The sequence below is a fragment of the Mesorhizobium sp. M1348 genome (assembly GCF_040317925.1).
Classification (GTDB): Bacteria; Pseudomonadota; Alphaproteobacteria; order Rhizobiales; family Rhizobiaceae; genus Mesorhizobium.
Map to the genome: position 1 here is coordinate 30,026 of NZ_JAMYLH010000018.1, position 21,785 is coordinate 51,810.

Sequence of the window (21,785 nt, forward strand, 5' to 3'; positions counted from 1 at the left end):
ATTAAACATTGAAAGCTAATGTTCCTCATCGGGTCGACCCGGGAACCTGAAATGGCACTTGAGGAATCGGCTATTGGCTTTTTTCCGCGCTAGGTTCGGCGGCATCAAGGAGGTCGTCTTTTCGTCGGCAAATATTCCGGCGGCGATCGCGCTTGTCGTCATACTTATCAGCGCAGCATTCGCGGAGCACCAGAACAAAGTCGTCTCGGACCAGGCCGTCCGTGCGGACGTGCTGACCAAGGTCAATCTCATCCGTGCCAAGCTCGAAGGCAATATCAACGGAAACCTTCAACTCGTGCGTGGATTGGTCGCCGCGGTCGTGACCGAGCCCTATATGGGACAGCAACGCTTCGCCTCGCTGGCGAGCAATCTGTTTGGCGCCGACTCGCAATTGAACAATATTGCCGGCGCGCCCGATCTGGTCGTTTCCCTGATGTACCCGATGGAGGGTAACGAGCAGGCGATGGGCCTGGACTACCGCAAGAACGAGCGGCAACGTGCGGCTGCGCTAAGGGCGCGAGACGAACGCAAGCTGGTGCTTGCCGGTCCCGTCGAGCTGAAGCAGGGAGGACAAGGCTTCATTGGCCGCTTTCCGGTTTTCGTGCCGAGCGCGGGCAACACGGAAAGGTTCTGGGGCATTATTTCCGCCGTTGTCGACGTGCAGCGCCTTTACAGAGCGAGCGGCATGCTTGACGACGATCTCGGGATCGACGTCGCGCTGATCGGCAGGGACGCCCTCGGTCACCGTGGTGGTCAATTCTACGGCAATGAGGAGATCAGCAAAAGCGATCCGGTGACGGCTGACGTTTTGCTTCCTTCCGGCTCGTGGCAGCTCGCTGCCATTCCCAAGAACGGCTGGCCTTCGACGCCAAGTAATGCATGGTTGCTGCGCGCGATCATGGCGACGGCCGGGGCCTTGGTTGTGTTCCCCTTCCTGGTCACGGGTCGTCTGATAGGCGAAAGACAGCGCAATTATGCGGAATTGCGCCGATTGTCACGACGCCTTGAACTCGCTCTGGAAGCCTCGGCTATTGGGGTTTGGGAACACGATCTCGCGACCAACGAGCTTACATGGGATGAACGCGTCAATGAAATATATGGCAAACCAGCGGGGGAGCACCGGGGTTACACAGACTGGGCGGGAGCGATCCATCCAGATGATCTGGCTGGCGCCAATGCAGATTTCGATAGGGCGGTGGCCAGCGGACGACCATATTTGTCGGAGTACCGGATTGTGCGCCCGAATGGCGAAGTCCGTCATGTCCGCTCCAAGGCGATCCTTTACCGGGCCGCAAACGACACCCCAAAAATGATCGGCGCGGAATGGGACGTGACTGCCGACGTCCTGCTGAACAAGGATCTGGTTCGCGCAAAACAGCTGTCCGAGTCGAAAAATGCAGAACTCGAGTCGGCCAAGGCGCGCATAGAGCACATCGCGCTTCATGACTCGCTGACCGGCTTGCCCAACCGACGCTACCTCGACCAGGTACTGGAAGACTACGCGGCAAACGCCAGGCGCTCCGGCGGGCGTGCGGCACTGCTTCACATCGATCTGGATCGGTTCAAGCACATCAACGATACGCTGGGCCACGCCGCCGGTGACGCGATGTTGGTTCACGCGTCGACAGTCCTCAGATCGAAGGTCGGCGACGAAGGATTCGTCGCCCGCATCGGAGGAGACGAATTCATCGTTCTGTGCGTGGTACGCGACGATACCAAGCAACTGGCGCTGCTTGCCGATCGGGTCATCAGCCAGATGCGCGAACCCGTCTACTATCAGGGCCATCGATGCCGTTTTGGCGTCAGCGTGGGTATAGCTGTCGACAACGGAAAAGATGTCGAAGCAAAACACCTGCTGGTGAACGCCGATATTGCGCTTTACCGAGCAAAGAGGCGTGGGCGCAATCGATACGAATTCTTCACCGACGCGATGCAAAGCGAAATCGTCGATACAAAGCGGATTGCCGACGAAATTCTCGGCGGCCTCGAGCGCAACGAGTTCATCCCGTTCTACCAGCCCCAATTTGACGCAAAGACGCTCGAAATCGTTGGGGTTGAGGCGCTGGCGAGGTGGCGACATCCAGTAAAGGGTATTTTGGCGCCCGACGTCTTCCTGAGGATTGCAGAAGAACTGAACGTCGTCTCGATCATCGATCAAGCCATATTGAAGCAATCGCTTTCGGATTTCGAAGAGTGGTCCGCTGCAAAACTTAACATTCCACGGGTGTCGGTCAATGTCTCGGCGAGGCGCCTTCAAGACGAAGAGCTCATCAAGAGCCTGCGAGAACAAAATATCAAGAAAGGAACAGTTTCGTTTGAGCTCGTTGAGTCGATTTTCCTGGACGAGAACGACGATCTTGTCACCTGGAACATCGAGCAGATAAAAGAACTGGGGATTGACGTCGAAATAGACGATTTTGGTACCGGCTACGCTTCGATGGTCAGTTTGCTGAAGTTGCAGCCTCGCCGGCTGAAGATAGATCGGCAGCTGGTTACCCCAATCGTCAAATCGCCGCAGAGAAGGCAGGTTGTCTCGTCGATCATTGAAATCGGCAAGTCGCTGGGTATCGAGGTCGTCGCGGAAGGCGTCGAGACGATGCAGCATGCACGGATACTCAAGGGCCTGGGCTGCGACATATTGCAGGGTTATGCCTTCGGCCACGCGTTTGATTCCGAGGGACTTAAGACCTTTGTCCGAACGCGGCGCCTGCGCACGGCCAGCTGAGCCTCGGCGCCGGAGTTTATCGACCCGACCTGCCTTGAGCCTCACGGTACATCCGCGCAACAAAGCTCAAAACAACAAACCTCAAATCAGCAGCAGCGACGCAAGGTACATGGTCCGTCAAATTTCGGGCCAAGACTCTATGTTGGCGTGCATCGGGCACTGGTCCCCGGGACACGCCGCAAATTCGCAGAGGCGACAAAAATGGCTGACCCCGTATGCATCCGTCGCTAGTGGGCGCATTAGCTTTTCGAGAAGGCCGGTGAGTTGTTTTTCTTCAGCCGCGGTGAGGACCCCAAGATAGTCGTTGACCGCCGCGCAACGTGCGACAAGAGCGGGCAATACGGCTTCGCGGCCGGCCGGAGTGACGTGGAGGTGCGTAGCACGCTTGTCTTCACCCTTGCGAGCTTCGACGAAACCCTGAGCCTCAAGCTTGTCGACCAGACGCACCGTCGCAGTGTGCGAGAGGTTTAGCGCCCGCGCGAGCTGCGCGTTGGTGATGCCCTCCCAAAAGCCCATGATGTTGAGCGCAGCTGAGGCAGAGTCGGTTTGGTTGGGGTGACTTTTGAGGGTCGCGTCCACGCGTTCAGCGATTTCGCCAGCGAAGGCGGCAAGCATATTGGCGGTTCTCAAACGTGTCATGGCGGCAGTCTTTATCATGAGGGGTTGACGGCGCTAGCGATTATATGACTTATTATGTGCGTGTAGCACGCACTTATCAAGGAAAAAAGTCATGACAACTTTGCAGAAATGGACCCTGGTGGCAGGGCAGGTGGTAGCTCGATATAGCGTTGTCCTATTTTTCGCGTTGTTCGGAGTGGCGAAGTTCACTGCGGCCGAAGCGACGGCGATTCATCCGTTGCTTGTTCACAGCCCGTTCTTATTCTGGCTCCCCGGACTGCTTAATCAGCAGCTGTCCTCGGACCTCATCGGCGTTGTGGAGATCGCCTTGGCTCTCATGATGGCCTCGCGTCCCTTTACGCCATGGGTCTCGGCAATTGGCAGTTACGGCATCGCTGCCTCGCTGGTGGTCACGCTGAGTTTCCTCGTCACCACGCCGCAACTCGACCCGGCGCTTGGCGCCTTCATCGTCAAGGACCTGACCCTTCTCGGGGTTGCGCTTTGGTCCGCTGGTGAGGCCTTGGAGGCCACAAAGCCGCGCGTGTCTTCGCTTTGAATGATAGCGGCGTAAGCAGCCAGGCAATCCGTCAGCGGACTTCAACAATCGGGAGATGGCAATGGGCACATCCGACACCACCGGCCTGCACGCGGGCCGAGCCACGCATCGCGAATGGATCGGCCTCGCCATCATCGCGCTGCCCTGCATACTCTACGCGATGGATCTGACCGTGCTGAACCTGGCCGTGCCATCGCTAAGCGCCGACCTCAAGCCCACGGCCGCGCAACTGCTCTGGATCGTGGACATCTACGGCTTTCTGGCGGCCGGGTCGCTCCTCATCATGGGAGCTCTTGGCGATCGCATCGGCCGGCGGAAGCTGCTGCTGATTGGATCTACGTCTTTCGGGCTCCTGTCGCTGGTCGCAGCCTTTGCGCGCAGTGCCGAGATGCTCATCCTGGCTCGGGCGCTGCTCGGGATTGCTGGCGCAACGCTGGCGCCCTCGACGCTATCTCTCATCAGCAACATGTTCCGCTATGACCGTCAGCGGACCTTCGCTGTAAGCGTCTGGGTCGCGAGTTTCTCGTTTGGCGGCGCGATCGGCCCGGTCGTTGGTGGTCTGCTTCTATCACACTTCTGGTGGGGAGCCGTGTTTCTGGTGCCTCTCCCCATTACGGCGCTTCTGCTGATAGTCGGACCGGTATTGCTGCCCGAGCACAGGACCCCAAACGCCGGGCGACTTGATATCCTGAGTGCTGCCTTGTCTCTGGCAGCTGTGTTGCCGATCGTCTTCGGGATCAAGCTAGTTGCTGAGGGCGGCAGTGTCGTGTGGGCGGCATCCGCGGTCGCACTAGGCCTGTTGTTCGGAGTGGTGTTCGCAAGGCGGCAGATGAGCTTGCCCGATCCGCTGCTTGACTTGCGCCTGTTCAAGCGGCCGGCTGTGGTGGCGGCGCTCGGCATTAACGTCCTCGACTTCTTCGTTGGCTTCGGAATTCTCGTTCTTGTCGCCCAGTATCTCCAGTTGGTCTTGGGGCTAACCCCCCTGGAAGCGGGCCTCTGGAGCATCCCGGCCGGGCTCGGCTTCATCGTGGGATCATTGTTGACTTCGGCTGTGCTCAGGCTGATGCGGCCAGCTTATGTCCTCGGCTTCGGCCTGACGCTTGCTGCTGGCGGTCTTGCCCTGATGGCATACGCTGGGGAAATACACAGCTTGGTTCTGATTGTTCTGGGAAACGTGCTGTTCTCGATCGGCTCGGCTCCCGGCATTGCGATCGTCGCGGACCTCGTCGTAAGCGCGGCGCCCAAGGAGCGATCCGGCGCTGCCTCGGCCCTTTCCGAGACGGCCTCCGAGTTCGGTGGCGCGCTAGGCATCGCCTTGCTTGGCAGTCTTGCCACCCTCCTCTATCGCACTGCGCTCGGCGTCACCATGCCCGCGGGTATTCCCGCCAATACAATAGAGACCGCGCTACGCGGTATTGGGGCAGCGAGCAGCCTTGCGCCAAGTCTCGGCGACGGCAGCGCGTTATTGTTGGCAGCGCGAAGCGCGTACACGAGCGCGGCGGACATCACGTTGATGACTGCCGCGGGGATTGTGCTGCTGACGGCAATTGTCGCGGTGACAATGCTTCGGGGGCTGAAGACGCAGGGATAACGCCTCGCCTGGCCAAGTGCAGTATCGTCGCCTGTCTTCATCGTGCGCGCGCGATCGCGGTGATGCAGGCATTCTCGATCAAATCAGCAGCAGGCCCTTCATGCTGGAGTGGCCTTTCCTGCCGATGATGATGTGGTCGTGAACGGCAATGCCCAGCGGTTTGGCCGTCTCGATGATCAGCTTGGTCATCTCGATGTCGGCGCGCGACGGCGTCGGGTCTCCCGACGGATGGTTGTGCATCACCCGTCGCGACTCAGTATCTGATTGATATTACATGATAAAAAGACGAGACAGACGTTTACTGAGGGCGGGTTCTGGGGTGCGTAGGTGAACTTTATTCGACCAGGTTCACGATTGCTCATGTTCCTTCCCGTTGAGTCGATTTGTCGCACGGCACCTAACGGTTTGCTGACTTGCCCATTCGTTGAGGTCGGCCACGGGATAGACAATCGACTTTCCAATCTTCACGAAAGCTGGCCCGACGCGCAATGCTCGCCAGTTGGCCAATGTCCCGGTCGAGATTGCGCCGCGAAAACGTTCGGTCACTTCCTCCGGCGTCAGATACAGTGGTTCCATCATCTTGCACCTCAAACCAAGTCTCAGTCGGGATGATCGGTCCGCCATAGTGAAGACGGAGACGACCTCCCGGCGCTTGGGGTCGACAAGGCGATCTTCATTGAGAACATCTGTCGATACCGGCGCGTCACGCACCTCTAAGGTGACTTCGCTCAAGACTGAAAGCGGGTTCTGACCACGGTAGGACCATCTCGGGCTGCCGGCTAGAAAAAGGCCGGAGGGCAGGCGCGCCCCTTTTGGCGGTCGTGGCGGTCTGGGACGCCGCGCCCTTTGCTGTCCCCCTAAGGAGGACTACTCCTATTCTGGCCTGGTCCGTTTGATTGGGAGTCTTGATGATAGGGTTGTGGTACCGACTATGGCGGTGGCTTCTGGAGTTGGTGAGGGTTAAATCATCGAACCGCGTTGAGGAACAGATGAGGATCGCTTGCTTGGGTTGGGGGGTAGTCGGTTTCCAAGAAACTTGCCATTGTCTGGCGAATGGGAACAGGAAGGCCCGATACTGCCAACCGAGTTTGCGCGTGAGTCAGGTCGAAAGCGCATAACTCTCGTGATCGCCGTCGTTCTGGAGACGGTGACATCCTTAACCTACCGCTCCGCGCCGGCGACCGTCGGCGCTCTAAGGAAGAACCGCGTATAAGCCGCAGCCCTGCGCGCGTCCGCAACAGCGCACGATTGTCGCGCGTAGGACGGAGGAAATTCGCCTTCGCCGCGGACGGTGAACGGGACAACCGCAGGAGCGTCAGCATAGCGCCTGCCGCAAGGACGGGACGCGGGACCGACTGTCCCCGTCCGCCGTGGTCCGAATGCTGCCTGCGGTCGGCAGGCATCTATCCACGGGGCGGCTTTCCGGTCCGCCGGGGCCACGTCCCCGCAGACTACGAATCTGGGGGTGGGGAGTTCGAACCTCTCCGGGCGCGCCATATCTTTCAATAATTTAGGAGGGCGGCGAAAACGCCTAAACCTCGAGCAGCTACCATTTAGCAACCTCGTCGCAAACACGACTAGGTTTGCAGTCTCTCAGACATCCGCCTATGAACGCTCTCACGGCGCAACAGAGTTCGCCCTGCGGAGTCGTCATATTGCCCGGTGGGAGGCCGACCATTTCGAAATTGAGGATGCCCAAGTCAAGCAAGCCTGACTTGGTTGGTATGGTTCCGAGGGACGTGCTTCACCGGGTAGTGCCTTCCGAGAACCCATTTGTTACCAACGCGAACGAAATGATCGGGCGCCTGAATACGTTGGGAAGGAAGTTGCCTAAAGCATACGGGTGGAGGTTCCGCACAGCCGACGCATTCAACGCCGAAATAGCGGAGGTAGCAGAATCGGCAACTGATTGTTTGCCGATCAACAATTTCTACTGGCGCGACCAACTTGGAAATTGGGAAGCGTACGCGATAATGAATGCGCTCCGGGTCATTGACTTGAGCCGGAGTTGCGTGTGGGCTCTCGGTCGTCAGGATGTTGTGTGTGCCAGCCTGCTATCCCGCTCAGCGTTGGAGACTGCGGTCGCTTTTGTCGACGCCTCCCGTACCGTCAATGCCACATTGCTTGGTACGGACAAAGAAGGCAAAATAGCTCCTATACTTAATCCGTCCATTAATTTACGCGACACGTGTGTCACGTGCGAGGAACTCGAACGGTATTCCCTGAAGACAGTTTTTTCTTCGCGCTTGCCGGAAGCCGACACAATTTACAATCCCACAAATATCGTCACGACAATCACGCGCATCTCTAAGAGCCCGGGTCAAGCATTTCTGGTTCCAACCTACGGTATGCTGTGCGAAGCAGCTCATCCTAACATGCTTGGCAGGGCACTTTACCTTCAAGGGTCGGAGCGCGGGCCTACGGAAGGAAATGAACTCAGGCTAATTGGTTTAGGCAACGGTCCTTCTTGGCCACTTCTTGCTGAATCAATCGTCGCGGCACTCTCATGGGCCTGCGCAGCTCAAGTCTCCGCTTTCGAGTTGATGGCGGAAACAGTCGGTACCATTTTCAGTCGAATAGGTGCGTTTGAGCGACTTTGATCAACTGGGTTCTTTGGTGGCGGGATTCGGCTTGCCACTTAGTGGGTTGATCGGGACAAAAGAGTCCGGGTTGGGATTCGGCGCGGCGCGGCGTCGTGCGAGTCTGCGGGATGTGCGTGCTGGCGTTGTCATCCATCTGAGCCCAACAGATCGTAGGCGACTGCGGTCGATCGTTGGCGACCGCAACAGCCTGCACAAGCATGTTTGGCGCGCTCGGATCGTGCTGGCCATGGCCGATGGCGTGGGCACAGTGGAGATCATGCGGACGGCGGGGGTCAGCAAGACCGCAGTGTGGCGCTGGCAGGCGCGGTTCATGGACGAAGGCGTCGAGGGCTTGGTGCGCGACAAGACCCGGCCGCCCGGCACGCCCCGCCTGCCGCTGGATGTGGCCGAGCGGGTCGTCGCCCTGACGCTCTGCGATCCGTCCGGCGAGACGACGCACTGGACCGGGCGGCTGATGGCCAAGGTGGCGGGCGTTGGTCTGACCTCGATTCAGCGCATTTGGAAAGCTCATGGCTTGGCGCCGCACCGCATCCGTGCCTTCAAGCTTTCCAACGATCCGAAGTTGGCCGCCAAGGTCCGCGACATCGTCGGTCTCTATGTCGATCCTCCCGCCGATGCCGTGAAAGGGCCAAGCAAAGGCTCGCTGAGGCCGAAAGGCGGCTTGCCGTCCTATCGCTCGCTCGAGGGCGGCACGTTTGCCTTCGCCGATCAGCTTGCCGCCAAGCGGCAGCAAGCTGGCTGAAATCGAGACGTTGCTGGCGGAGGATGTCGAGGGCTGCAAGTCGAAGATGTGGAACACGCCACGCGAGGGCCCCGATCAATTCGCCTATGGGTTAAAGCGGACTGGCAAGTCGCGCGCGACTAGTTTGGGAACTGCCTTCGTCTGGTCAACCGCCTTCGGGCGACAAGGCGCCCCCGCTGCCGTCTAAAGGTCTTCCCAAGTCGTTTCAGCGAAGTTTGGTCAAGTGAATTGCGCATTACTTCGTTGAATCAGCAAGCAGACTATGCAACCATCTGGGATTGCAATCTGAGATGCAAGCTCGCTGGGGATTGGGGGCTATGTTCCGATATTTGCATGCTCTCGCGTGGCTGGACCGCTACAAAGACGGAAGGTTGGCTCACGAACGATCTGATCTGCGAGAACTAGCGCTTACGCGCCGGCAAGTATTGATCGGATCGGCAGTTGGTTCTGCAGGTCTGTTGCTTAACCGCAGCTCTCCTGGGAAGCTCGAAGTTTTTTACGACAGCAACCATTTTGTCGCCCGTCTGAACGGACACGAATGGAGAGTTGATCGCGCGTTATTCGGCAAGAACGCCAAGCTTCATTGCTACAGTCGCGCACAAGAACATTGGATCCGCGTCCTCCGCACCGCCAGTGCGGATGTAGGGCTTTCGACCGACTTCGTCGCCAATCTGCAGGTGATCGCCGGACAATGGTATCTATCGGTTCGGTTTCACCATCTCGACGTGCCGTTACGCGTGCCATTTGCCCCTTGGCTTGAAGGACTGCAGCCGGCGCTGGCACAGGTGAAAGGGATCGCGCCGCTGAGCGCCATCACTGGGTCACCTGTCATCTTCCAACGTCGCGAGACGGTGGTCAGCTTCACACCCGATTGGTGTCTTCGCTGGCGTGCGGAGGAACCGATCGTTTCCGCTTCGCTTCACGGACTCCGCCTCTCAGCGCGAGAGGCTTGCTTGAGTATTGGCCGCCGTCCCGCCACGGACGTACTCGATGTTTTAAGCGAAGCCGCGCCTCAAGGCGCTGGCATCCTCGCGATGCTAAATCCAGAGATCGAAAAGCCGCGCGCGGAGCCCGGCCAGATCGGCAGGCGCGCGCTTTCGTTGACGTTCGATTCGATCCAGCGGGCTGAGTTCGGGTTTGTCTCGCGACCAGATGGCTCGGCCGTTTCTGCCTTCACGGTGCTGGGCGAAGCCGAAGCTGCGGTTACCAACGGCAATGCTGTAGACATTCGTACTGACCTAGCCGGATTGCGTCTTTCGCCGATAGCGTTGGTTCAGCCGACCGGCGTGCGGCAATGCTTCATGACGGCACGCGTTTCGCGGGCCGCGCACTCGATCGAAACCGCGAACCTAGTGCTGTCGGTCGCCGGAAACGATGTCGATGGCATCGTCACGACCTTCAAGAACGGCTTAGCCCCGCCTCTGTCGATTCCGGCCGAACTCCACGAGGCACATGTGCCGGTTACCGGGGTAGACTCTGCCAAGATCACGTTCGTTCCGATCCCATTCGATATCCGGCTCGGCAGCGTCGGCGCGCCACCGCCCGACATCGTGGACGATGGGCCATTGTCCGCTCTTGCCGAACGGGAACCTGAATTGATCAAGGTACAGGCGCGGCGAACGCCCCCGAGGCCTGCCCAAGAAAGCAGGTCTTTGTCGGCGTCGGATGAGGCGGCTGTTGCCATGGCGTCAGGCAGCAAAGGCCTGTTGCTGCTGGACACCGCGCCGTTCTTCATTGCGCCTTTGGACAAGGGAAAGTTGCAGGTCCTGCGCAGCCAGGACCTACTAAGCCTCACATTCGGATTCCGCAATTTCGCGATCCTAGTTAACGGTCAACGCGCGCGGCTGGTGCCGCGCCGGATCGAGCCCGTGGTCGGCCTCCAGGCCGACCAGGATGCGCTGGCCTACAAGCTCATCGTTGAGTTTCCCCCGCAGCACGTTGCCGAGCATGCCAAGAAGACGCAGCTTGGTCTCGGATCTGCACCTGTTAATATTGATGAGCGGGATCGGCTTAAAGGCACCCAAAAAGATACTCTCAAACCGGACACTCCCTTTGAGCGGGTGGTCCGCGCGAGGCTGAGCCGACCTACGCGCTTGGTCTTTAAGGTCAAGCCGGAGAATGCCAACGAGCTCGCCGCCAAGGATCTGTCGATCAAGACGCTGACCGATTGGTCGGATCTGGCGCAGGTGGTGTCCGAGCGTGCGCTGCCAATCAACACCGCGCTGTCCGATCAGATGAACCTGGTCGGCATTGACAAGGGTACCAACCGTGCCGAGGCGCTGGCCAAGATTGTCCAATCAATCCGACCACCGGGCGAGGACGAAACAGCAATTGAGTTTCCTTACCGCCTCATACTTTCCCCGGATAGCCGCGCGAAGTGGATCATTCCTCCGCATGTCCTGGGAGCGCCTAAGGATCCCACGCCGCTTTGGCACGCGCGTCTCGACTCGGTCGATGGCGGCAGGAGCGTGCGGGCGATCTGGGCGCGCGACATCCTGCTCGATTTTTTGCGCGGCAACCCGCCCGCCGACCGCGACCAGAGCCGCCCGGAATTCCACGAGCCATCGACGCGCCCCGATAGGAAGGACCTGACGCTGTCGTTGAGCCGCAGCGATCGGCGGGAGTTGGTAACGCTCAGCTCTGTCTACGCGTTGCCCGCGCTAAGGCGCATCGTGTTGGATAAGGACAAGGCTCTAAAGGACAAGCCGACCGAAATCGGAAAGAATCCGCTGGCAACCGACGCCGCCGGCACGGTCATCTTATTTCCTCCAGGCATCGGTTTGTGGGACAGGCGTCACCCAGACAATCCGACTACCGTCAAAGACGAGGGCGTGTATGTACCCAAGCCCCTGGCCTCGGCGGATTTGCTGCTCACCGCGATGGGAGGTACGTTCGTCGGCGAGGGGCAGTGGGAGCCTCCATCGCCGATTGTCTACGACCCGAGCGATCCCGATCTGGTTTGCGATCCCAGCTTCCCCTGGAAGTGCGACCCGGACCTGAAGGATAACTGGTATCCAAGCCTACGTCTGGAGCGCTGGCGCCACCGTGCCGTGCTCGGTCGCGATATCTTTGTGGAAGTCTCCTACAAGGGATTTCTGTTTCCGATCGGCCATCGCGCCAGTTTGCTCAAGGTGACGGAACGGCGCTTCTACCCGCATCCCATCAACAACCGGCCGACCGCTTACCTGATACAACGGCTGTTCATCCTTATCGGCAAGCGCGAGAAGCAATTTCCTGCCTTCGGCCAGGCACATGACGGTCGGCTGTGGCCGGCCGACACTATCACCATGGTCACCGGTCGTACTCCGGATATCCGCGATCCGGAGGACGGGACGCCAGCACAGGCCGAAGAGAATGGCCGCATTTGGCTGAAAAAACCGGACGGCGCTGATGCAGTAGGTTTGGTTTTCTGGCCACGCGTCGGCAAGGGCCAAGACAACAATTTCGAGTTTCAATTCCGCAAGGATGCAGATGCCGAGCCGATCCGTGCTCCGCTGATTTTTGTCGACAACGTTGCGGCCCACATCCCCGACACCATGAAGGCGCTGGTTGAAACCTACTATCGTAACCTACCGGCCGATCCTCTGCGCCTGGCAAAACACGGCAGCGTGCGCCGCCGTTACGCTGCCTCGCTGAAGGACGGCGAGACCGACTTCGACACCCAAAACTGGGAGCTCACCGCCACCGGCCGTTTCATCGAAAACGTGGCGAAGCCGGGCGACCCGCCGATCGAATCGTTCCGCATGGACGGCATCATGGAGGGCTCCGATCAACCGCCCTACTACCCGGTGATGCGTACGGCGAACATCACGGTGCAAAGCCTGGACCGCCTGGTCGGCAAGCCGGCTGGTGGGATGACGGTTGCTTTCAACGAGCTGTTTGTGCGGCATGCATTTGCGCCCGACCAGAATCCTTCCGAACTGTTCCTTGACGTGCTCAGTCCGGCGATCCAGCTCGACTTTTCCGGCGGCGGTGACGTTGTTGGCGGCTTTGCCAAGCCGAGCACGCGCGTGGTCGCGCTGTCGCGCAAGTTCGGTCCTGTCGGTGGGCGCGGGCCGCAGCCGGGCAGCGGCACGAAGCGCTCGCGCGTCACTGCGCTGGTCACGGGCGAACCGCAATCGGCGCCGATCGGTGGGCTCGACGGCCTGCCACCGACGGGGGACTTCAAGGCGCTTTCCGAAGGCCGCTTCGACCCCAAGGAGTTTCTTGGCGGCGCCGACAAGCTGCCCAAGCTGCTCGGTATCTTTTCGCTCGCCGACGTGCTCAAAACGGTTTCCTTTGCCGGCGCGGATAACAAGAAAAACCTGATCGCGGGCGAACTGAGCGAGAAAGAGCAAAAGGTTCCCAAGCTGCAGGAGCAAATGAGCTTCGGTGGCGGCGGACTCGAGAACCAACTGGCCGACGCCAAGAACGTGATCAAACAGGTCGCGGAAGCGTTGATCGGCAATGGCACTCCCGGCAGCGGCTTGCTCGGCCAGGCGCTCGCCGACATCGACGAAGCGGTTAAGAAGAAATTCGGACCTGACTTTAACTGGCGCAGCCTGTATCCGCGCCTTACCGGTGCATTTGACACCCTGATTGCACGCGTCCAAGCCGCAAAGAGTGCGGCTGAAGGCGGAGCGGATCTTGCCACACTATTCGCTCATGCGTCGGCAGTCGTCGCCGCGGGGAATGCCCTGATCGCAGAAGCAAAGGCGATTCGCGACAACCCGATGCCGCCGCTCGTCGGCGATATTCTCGCGACCGTCGGCAACGAATGGGAAAAGGTCCGCAAGCTTGCCAAACTCAAGATCGACGGCGCCGAGAAGGATCTCGAGAAGATCGCCCAAGATCTGAAGTCGGAGATCCTCAAGGAAATCGGCGCGCTTTGTGGAGGGTTGATCACCGATCCGAAGCTCGCCGAGCTGTTGTTCGGAGAAGCTGTCGAGAAAACCACATGCGACGACTTCGCCACGATTGATCCGGAGCAGGTCTACAAGCGGCTTTCCAATGCGCTGCTGTACGAGATTGCCGGCGAACCGATCGCGCGGGCCCATATGGCATTGCGCTCGCTGGCGTCGGAAATCAGCGCGATAATCAACGACAATGCGCGCGACGTTGCGCCAAAACTGATCGCGCTCACCAACAAAGTATTCGACGCTGCCCTGGCGCTCGCCCGAATCGCCGAGACGTCGGCCGTATTTACGGCAGCGGGTGAACTCGCCAAGTGGTGTGCCGCCGCAATCGATTTTGCCATCTACATTTCCGACGAATTGATCGGGAAGGGACGGCCGCTTTCCGAGCATATCGCAGCGATCGCGACACAACTCGGTACAGTACAGCTGCCGGCGCAAACGCCGGCCTCGATCCGGGCGCGCGTGGATGAAGCCCGCGCGGCGGCGGCGCAAGCCCATGAGCGCGCCGCCCGGGCGATCGGCGAGCTGGAGCAGCGTCGCGCCGATTTGCAGAAGATGGGGGGCGATTGCGCCAAGATCGCCGAGACACTTAGTTTGTCCGGCAAAATCTTGGCGCTGCGACGCGATGCGCTCGCCGCAATCCAGGACATGATCCTCCAGGCCGGCGTCATGGCCAAGGCGCTCGACGATCTGGCCTTGGAGCAGAAGCGTGCTCCAGTGTTCAAAGCGGCAGTTGTCGCAACGGCTTTTGATCAGGATATCGCAGCCGCGAAACGTGCGGTCGCAGACATTGTGGGCAATATTCTGTTCCTGCTCGAGAGCCTCACCTCAATAGGCGAGGTTGCCGGCACGCATGGATCGAAAGAGCAGCCTTTCGAGGATCGGATCAAGCTACTCTCCGCCAGGCTGACAGGGACGCTGGCGCGGCACCTGGCCGACATCAAGCAGGCGATCTCGGAATTGACAGCGTCTGCCACAGCGCTGTCCGGCAGGATGTCGGATCTGCGAAGTGCCGGCGGCGGGATCGCGAAATGGGTCGCCGGCGGCCCATTTCCCGCCGATCTCGCCGCACTCGGCGGCGAGGTTCTCACCTACGCCACGCAACACGACCGCCGCGTCGCGGCATTGGTCCTGCAGGCCGCGCCGACGTTCAATGCCGTCAACGACAAGCTCGGCAGTGCCGCCGCCAAAGCGCTGCTCGAGATCACCAACCCGATGGTGGCCGTCCACGATCTCGCGATCTCCGTGCTCGACACAGTCGCCGATGTCTTCGACACGACCACGGGCAGCGACGAGAAGAGGCGTCGCGCCGCGTTCCTGACCGCGGTCGTCAGCGCCGACGTGATCGAAGCGTTTAAGGACACCACACAGATCAAGGCCGACCGCGGCGAGTTGGCGGACATCAAAACCAAGGTTAGCGCCAATGCTACACGGCCCGAGGGGTTCGCCCAGGCGGACAAACTAAAGAAGCGGTGGGCGGCGCAGGAGCCTGCGTTGGCGCGGAGCATCAGGGCGCTTGCGCGCATCATCGAGAGCTTGGCGCAAGGGAATCTGTCCGCGCTGATCGATCTCGATCGTGTCCGTGACCTGCTCGAAGCCGAACTGAAAAAGGCACTCGCGGCATTTCTGCCGACTAAGATCGAGCAGCGCTTCGACTGGAAGACGGAGCTGCAGCCGTTTCCGCCCGTTTTCAAGATGGTTAGTTCTACAGAAGATGACCTCACGCTTTCAGCGCGGGTGAGCATCGATTTGTTAGACCCTGGCAAGCGAACGGTTGAAGTCAAAGGCGTACTAAGGCCTTTCATCATCAACATTCTAAGCGAACCACCCAACAACTTTCTGACACTAACCTTTCGAGAAGCCCGGTTTACATCAGTGAACGGGGGAAAGCCCGATTTCGACGCAAAACTCGAAGACGTCGCGATCGGAAACGAGCTGCAGTTCATCAAGCTCATTGAGTCATTCTTCTCCTACGGCGATGATAGCGGCTTTTACGTCCGCCCGACGATCTTCCCGCTCGGCATCGAGGCTGGCTTCGAGTTCTCGGAAGATATCGTACCGCTCGGCGGACTGATCCTCTACAACGTCGGCTTCTCGGTCACCGCCAACCTGCCGTTTGAGGATCGCGACGCGCGATTCCGCTTCGCGCTCGCTTCCGCCGACGCGCCGCTGATCATCTCCTATCCGCCTTACGGTGGCGGTGGCTTCGTGGCCCTGACCGCCAACGGCCGCGAATTCGTAATGGTCGAATGCTCATTCGAGTTTGGCGCCATTGTCGGGCTCTCGTTCGGCCCGCTCAGCGCGGTCGGCCGGGTGATGGCCGGCATCTATATCCGCTGCGCCCATGGCGGCGGCACGTATATCAAGGGCTTCGTCCATGCGGTGGGTGAGGGCAGCATCGCGTGCTTCAGCATTTCCGTGAACATCGAAGTCGCCATCGAGCACGAGAACGGCAATATGCGAGGCTCGTCCTCGTACCGCTTCACCTTCAAGGTCGGCTTTGCCGAGATATCCTACGGATTCACGGCAACCTACAAGGTCGCGGGCAGTGGCGGCGGTGGCGGACAAGCCGTTTTGTTCGACGCCAGCCAGCATCCCATGGTGAAAGCTGGCTGTCATCCAAACGAGATCTTCTACAAGGTTATCGAGCGAGTACCGCCGAAGATGCGGCGTTGGAAGGATTACCGGACGTATTTCGATATGGATCTTTTGGAAACCTAGCGGATGATCAAAGCAAAGATTGTGGCACGCGTAATCCCCGATGGTTTCCAGCGGGATAAATCCGGCAATGCTTCGTCTTTACGGGTCAGCCTGGCTTTGATGCCGGATTTCAGGGATTTTCCCGGCGGCACCGAGGTCGACATCGAGAACTGGCCAAGGAGGATCTGGGAAAACAGGAAAAACCTGAAGCTGTTTGTGAGCAGCAATCCGAACGCCGATTTTGCGGACGCCAATCCGCCAAAAGAGATCGCTTGGTATGCGCGTGGGAACATCACCGGCAACGGAAACGATCCAAAAGACGCTCCGCTGTCGAAGGAATTCAACGAGGGCCGCGCCGACGCCGCAAATGCCTTATGGCGCCGGATTTTCCTGGGGGATTGCGGAGACTTGGCGCAGTTCGACAACCTGATGGAGGCACTGAAAGAAGATCAACCCAAGTTGCTCAAGATGGAGAGAAACAAGGGTGGTGCTGGCAATGACGCAGTCAGTGCAATCATAGGAAGTCCGATGAGCTATCCGGTCGCGACTCTCGCAGAGGGCGTCGAGGGCCTTTACGGTTCGCAGACCGCTGTGATGCTCCTGTCAGCCGCCGGTCAACTCGCGTTCGACGGCAAGCGCGAGGCTTGGGACCTGGCCCGGCCGATGGTGTCGCCGGCATTTTTCGACACAGTCAACAGCAGCATGTTCGGCATTTTCGCGTCGGATACGCTGACCAATCGGTTGCTTAACGAAAAAACGGAGAGTTCCCGGTGGTATAATACAGATAGTAACGACGAGGTGCCGGAAGACGTAACCGGCCAAGTGATGTTGGTTGGCAAAACGTTGGAAGGGCCTTTGACAGGTACGAAGGCCACCGGTGTACAGAACTACATTTCCAGCTCGTTCGTTCGCCATTTCGGCCAGCAATTCGCTGCTGAAACGGCGTACAATCTGAAGGTCGCTCAGTTTACGTTCGAACTGGACGCTGCCATCAGGAAAACTCAGAGCGGTCTCAAGGTTACAGCAGTTCCCGATATTGCGTCACTTACACGCCGCTCCGAAGTGGGCACGCTGGACCACTACTTCGCGCAGATGGCCGTCGACGCTTCTCCATGGACGCGCGGCCGATTTTCGGAAATGCCGGAAGAGCCTGGTCTGAGCGCGAAGGACCGGCAGGATCGGGAAGAAAAAGCCAGGGCGCAACGTGCTGAGGGCGAAGCAACGCTGCAGCGCGCCGTCGCCGCCTATCACGCAGCCTGGCGACCGGATACCCCCGTGCAGAGCGTCGACGCACTCTCAGACGCCTGCAACAAGCCCGTGGAAATCGCGCGCAGGAAATTCCTGAGCATATTGAGCCATCCCTCGTTGGCGAAATTTCTCGGCTTTATCATCGACGTCGAGTTGAAACTCGGCAGCTTGCCTTACAACTCTGACCAATGCTTCTGGATGTTCGCGGATTTTGGAGACGGGTCGGAAAAAGACCGTCGGGTTACCACCGCAACCATGCTGGCGGATAAGGATGGGGTTAACGGCTTTTTTGGACCGTGTCCGAAACTTCATGCGGCATTCGCGATCAATGTTAGGATCAAGGGACTTGCCGAGGACGACGCCCCGCTCGTTTATGAGCGCGGTGTCTTCAATCTCGCGGCCCCGGGTAAGGATACGCAGGCACGCTTCAGGCTGGTCGACTTCGACGTGGATGCGGCGGTGCAGGCGCTGGAAAACACCGGACACTCACGGACAACTGCGCGCGAGAAAGGTGAGCTGGACAGTCAGATCAAGGTGGCGCTGCCAAACCTGCGTTCACGCGGGATCGCGTTGATAGACAGGGATCGGTCAAAGGAGATCGTGGAGGAAATAACTACAGCCGAGTTCAAGATCGATGGTGGAGCAATACAGCTCTACGCCGAGGATTTGGTCATCGGCTATCGGCTCGACGTCGGCATCTGCGGCAAGAACGTTGCTGAAGTACCTCCGATGAAACGTTGGCGCACACTCACCGACCGGCAAGTGCGATACGACCCCAAGGATATCAAAAAGGAATTCTCGGATTGGCTTCAACACGATGTCGACCGAGAGAATGGATTCGTCAAGCCCATTACGCGGACGGTCAGCAACGAGGACCCGGCCAAAAACAATGAGATCGTCGAGCAATACGTGCCACAGGAGACGGTTGCGGTATGGACCGGCGGCAGTCTCGCGGTCGGCACCGGCGAGCGGCCGCCTGCGATAGCCGAACAGCGCAAGGGCGAAACCGACGAGCAGCTCAGGAAACGCATTTGGGAGCTTCCCAACAAATACGACCAGCTGTTTCCAGTCACCGAGGTCGACGCATATTGCGAACTGGGCGCCAATCTTGGGTTTGAACTGGCCAAGAAGCCCTCCGAGGGTGGCGGGATTCCACCGCTTCGCTTTGGTCGCCGCTACTGGTTGGGCGCCCGTCTGGTATACGCCAACGGCGGCAGCATCTCGCTGCCGACGGCGGCGCAGTTATTCTACACGCGCGTGCCCCAGAACGGGAAACCCGGGACCACAGCGGTCGGCGGCAGGGAAGCGGAGGAAGGCTTTCTGTACATGCGCGGGGAACGCGCTGGCGCGCCTGTAGTTCTGCTGCCGCCCGATGATCCGTTGGTCGTTAAACAGCCCAGCGAATTGCGCGGAGAGCAAGCCATGACGGTGATCCTCCGCGAGGTCGGCGCGCGGGCCACGCGGTATCTTGTGCCCCCGCGCTCGACCTTCGATTTGGCAGAAGCACACGGTCAATTTGACCAGAGCTACGCGCAGCGGCCGCCTGGCGCGTTCAACCAGTATCACCGAATTTTAACCAGCGGAGAGTTTCCGAACGCGCGACCGAACAAAGACAAGAAGGGCGGAACAAATCCCGGCCAGGTGCTAAAGCCCGGAGGCTCAGAGGATGCCCTGCCGTATTATCCTGATCCGCTCGCACGCGAATGTCACGTGCGCGTATTGCAGCACGATGCGCCCATCGACGACAGCGTGGAATGTAAGACGCTCCACTTCTACGAAAAGGCGACTGACGCCGTTCACAAAGCCCGTCCAGTCCGCATCAAGGTCCGCACACTCTCTCCGCCGGCGGGTCAACCGCTTCACAAGATCACCTTGCTCGACAAAGAGAACCCGCCTGCCGTTCAGCTCGAAATCGGTCCAGGGGCGGATATCGACCTTCTCCTTTGGTCCGGTACCGACCAGGAAAACGACTTAGCATCGTTGCGGCCTGTGGCCTCCGGCTTGAAAATCCTTACGCAACTTCAGACGGGCCTGAAAAACCAGATCAAGGAAGATGCGACGTCGCCTGCTGCGCACTCGAAGGTCGCAGCAGCCTTGTCGAACGTTGTCGAATTCTTCCAGAAACCGACGACAGCCCGGGTGTCCGAACTGGTCGCGGGGAAGATGCCGTTGGTGGAGCTGTTTCAACAGCAGTGTGGTCCAGTGCCGACGATCACCGACCAGCGTCGTTTGCGCGTGGTCAATCCCGTGAAGAGGCCGATAGACGCACCGCGCGTCAAAGAGGTCAGCGTGAAATGCGAGGACGATGCGGTTGAACGCGCTGGGGTCGCGGCCCTTCGCGCCGTCCGGGTAAAACCTCTCCCTGAGGCTGAGCAGTCAGCGGATCATTGGGCCAAATACGTCGCTGCGAACGTCGAGTCGCCGCTCTGTTATCCAAGCGAAGAAGACGCCAGCCAAACCTTTTTTGTTGGTACTGCGCTGGTTCATCGGGCATCGACCGGGAAGCTGCGTTTCGAGGCTGTCTGGCGCGAATACAAGGACGACGTAACGCTAAAAGATGGGGCGTTCGTTCATGTGCCGAGCAGCGCAGGCCCAGCAATCTTCAGCGTCGATAAGATCGTTCGCGACGATGGGCGCGCAGGCCTCTCGGATCTTTCGCTGATACGCGACGAAACGGGCGGACTTCGTGGCTTGAAGATCGATTTCCCGGACACAAAAGCGCGCCGCGTCACCTTTGGTCTGCACGGAATCTCGCGCTTTACAGAGTTCTATAAGCCCGCAAAACCGGCAGCCGATGCTAAAAAGGGCGATCCGAAACCCGAGGACTTCGAGAAGCGCGACTCCGCTCGTGATGTTACCCTTTGGGTCCCTTCAACGGCACGTCCGGCGTCTCCCGTCGTCGATCGAATCCTTCCGGTATTTCGATGGGATATCGATCCTAGGAAGAACAAGATTACCTTTACCCGCAACGTGGATCTGCGAGTGTATCTCAAGCGGCCGTGGCACAGTTCCGGCGAAGGCGAGCGCCTTGCCGTTATCTGCTGGCCGCCTAATTTGTTCAGCGATGCCACTGCTGACGAGGTCGCCAGGTGCACGTTGCTTGATCGGGCGGCGCCCAACGTCATCAATCCCAAGGAAGAATTTTTGACCCGCTGGGGGGCTGATCCGATTCATCTTTCCGGCGACCTCAGCGATCTCATCCCGGCCGACCAGTTTGTGTCCGCCGAGTCCCGCGTAGCGAATCTCCCGCTGCAGTTGCGCCACCGCGATGCCGACCTTCCTGGCGGCATTCCTCAGCTGGACATCGACAAGGGTTGCCCCAACGATCCGCCAGATCCGGCCCAACCGCTGAAAGCGCAGGCCGCGGATCCGGACACCGTTCGCGTCGCGATCGCCACATACACGCCCAAGCTCGACGCCCAGCGCGGTGACGTCTGGTACAGCGACCTTCCGATCACTCCGGGCGAGTCCTATTTCCCGTTCATCCGCCTCGGATTGGCAAGGTATCAGCCGAATTCGAGTGAGACGAGATTGGCGTTGTCGTATCCCGTCGCCGAATGGGCGCAAATTCCGCCGCAGCGCAAAGCGATTGTCGAGTTCGTCGACAAGCGCAAGATACTCGTTACTGTGACAGGGATTGGCTATCACGAAAGCCAAGGCGATGAGATCCCTGATGAACGGCATCTCATGGATCGTCCCAGGCTTCGCATCCGCGTCTGCCGCGCAGTGAAAACGGATGGCATACCGTCGAAGGGGAAAGACGTCGATTATATGCCGCTATTGGTCAACGGCAAACCACTCGAGTATCCCAAACTTGTGCCGAGCCTGAGCGGCAACACCGTTACCTGGTTGCAAGAGATCACCCTGCCGCAAACGAGTAAGCAGGAACGCTACGCGGTTATAGTCGAGGAAACCGAGGTGATGGTGGCGGACGGCGACGTCATCGGCGACGTCGTGACCGCCGAGCGAGGCCCCATGTTCGCGTGCACGATACCGTTCAGGTCCCCGCACAACATGGGTTCTATACTGAGAGATGGCAGCTCTGATGAAAGCTTCGCACAACTCGCTCCAGCTGACAGCTGAGATCCTGACGCAATCTTGCGTATC

9 protein-coding genes and 1 pseudogene are annotated in these 21,785 nt (G+C 59.4%); 7 read left to right on the plus strand and 3 right to left on the minus strand.

Going from position 1 to position 21,785, the window contains the following annotated elements; translation table 11 throughout:
• Positions 1 to 145 precede the first annotated feature (145 nt).
• Positions 146 to 2,725, plus strand: a complete 2,580-nt coding sequence (locus NKH13_RS24675; protein WP_352719250.1) for a bifunctional diguanylate cyclase/phosphodiesterase — start codon at positions 146 to 148, stop codon at positions 2,723 to 2,725.
• 117 nt (positions 2,726 to 2,842) lie between these two features.
• Here the strand turns inward: NKH13_RS24675 and NKH13_RS24680 are convergent, their stop codons facing one another.
• Entirely contained in the window at positions 2,843 to 3,364 is a 522-nt protein-coding gene (locus NKH13_RS24680; protein WP_352667981.1) for a MarR family winged helix-turn-helix transcriptional regulator, read from the minus strand.
• A gap of 91 nt (positions 3,365 to 3,455) precedes the next feature.
• Here NKH13_RS24680 and NKH13_RS24685 point away from each other — a divergent pair, with 91 nt between their 5' ends.
• Complete coding sequence (locus NKH13_RS24685; RefSeq protein WP_352719184.1) at positions 3,456 to 3,899, plus strand: DUF417 family protein; 444 nt, start codon at positions 3,456 to 3,458, stop codon at positions 3,897 to 3,899.
• Positions 3,900 to 3,960: 61 nt separating this feature from the next.
• Positions 3,961 to 5,490: an MFS transporter gene (locus tag NKH13_RS24690; protein WP_352914998.1), complete on the plus strand. Its 1,530-nt coding sequence runs from the start codon at positions 3,961 to 3,963 to the stop codon at positions 5,488 to 5,490.
• 78 nt (positions 5,491 to 5,568) lie between these two features.
• Here NKH13_RS24690 and NKH13_RS24695 read toward each other — a convergent pair.
• Positions 5,569 to 5,733 (minus strand): annotated as a pseudogene (locus tag NKH13_RS24695) (JAB domain-containing protein); the annotation flags it as partial.
• 105 nt (positions 5,734 to 5,838) lie between these two features.
• Positions 5,839 to 6,222 (minus strand): helix-turn-helix domain-containing protein, encoded by a 384-nt coding sequence (locus NKH13_RS24700; protein WP_352719186.1) that lies wholly within the window; start codon positions 6,220 to 6,222, stop codon positions 5,839 to 5,841.
• Between the two features lie 1,061 nt (positions 6,223 to 7,283).
• On the opposite strand from NKH13_RS24700, the gene NKH13_RS24705 reads away from it, so the two are divergent.
• The 4 genes from NKH13_RS24705 (at position 7,284) to NKH13_RS24720 (ending at position 21,761) form a co-directional block, all read left to right on the plus strand.
• Positions 7,284 to 8,090, plus strand: a complete 807-nt coding sequence (locus tag NKH13_RS24705) for a hypothetical protein (protein WP_352719187.1) — start codon at positions 7,284 to 7,286, stop codon at positions 8,088 to 8,090.
• 112 nt (positions 8,091 to 8,202) lie between these two features.
• Complete coding sequence (locus NKH13_RS24710) at positions 8,203 to 8,835, plus strand: helix-turn-helix domain-containing protein (RefSeq protein ID WP_352719188.1); 633 nt, start codon at positions 8,203 to 8,205, stop codon at positions 8,833 to 8,835.
• Between the two features lie 317 nt (positions 8,836 to 9,152).
• On the plus strand, positions 9,153 to 16,451 hold the full coding sequence (locus NKH13_RS24715; protein ID WP_352915002.1) for a hypothetical protein: 7,299 nt from the start codon (positions 9,153 to 9,155) through the stop codon (positions 16,449 to 16,451).
• 3 nt (positions 16,452 to 16,454) lie between these two features.
• Positions 16,455 to 21,761 (plus strand): hypothetical protein, encoded by a 5,307-nt coding sequence (locus NKH13_RS24720; RefSeq protein ID WP_352915004.1) that lies wholly within the window; start codon positions 16,455 to 16,457, stop codon positions 21,759 to 21,761.
• Positions 21,762 to 21,785: the final 24 nt, after the last annotated feature.

What these genes read in the sequence shown, in the direction of transcription:
- NKH13_RS24680 (WP_352667981.1), bottom strand. Translation starts at nt 3,364, where the DNA reads ATGACACGTTTGAGAACCGCCAATATGCTTGCCGCCTTCGCTGGCGAA.
- NKH13_RS24685 (WP_352719184.1), top strand. Translation starts at nt 3,456, where the DNA reads ATGACAACTTTGCAGAAATGGACCCTGGTGGCAGGGCAGGTGGTAGCT.
- NKH13_RS24690 (WP_352914998.1), top strand. Translation starts at nt 3,961, where the DNA reads ATGGGCACATCCGACACCACCGGCCTGCACGCGGGCCGAGCCACGCAT.
- NKH13_RS24705 (WP_352719187.1), top strand. Translation starts at nt 7,284, where the DNA reads ATGATCGGGCGCCTGAATACGTTGGGAAGGAAGTTGCCTAAAGCATAC.
- NKH13_RS24715 (WP_352915002.1), top strand. Translation starts at nt 9,153, where the DNA reads ATGTTCCGATATTTGCATGCTCTCGCGTGGCTGGACCGCTACAAAGAC.
- NKH13_RS24720 (WP_352915004.1), top strand. Translation starts at nt 16,455, where the DNA reads ATGATCAAAGCAAAGATTGTGGCACGCGTAATCCCCGATGGTTTCCAG.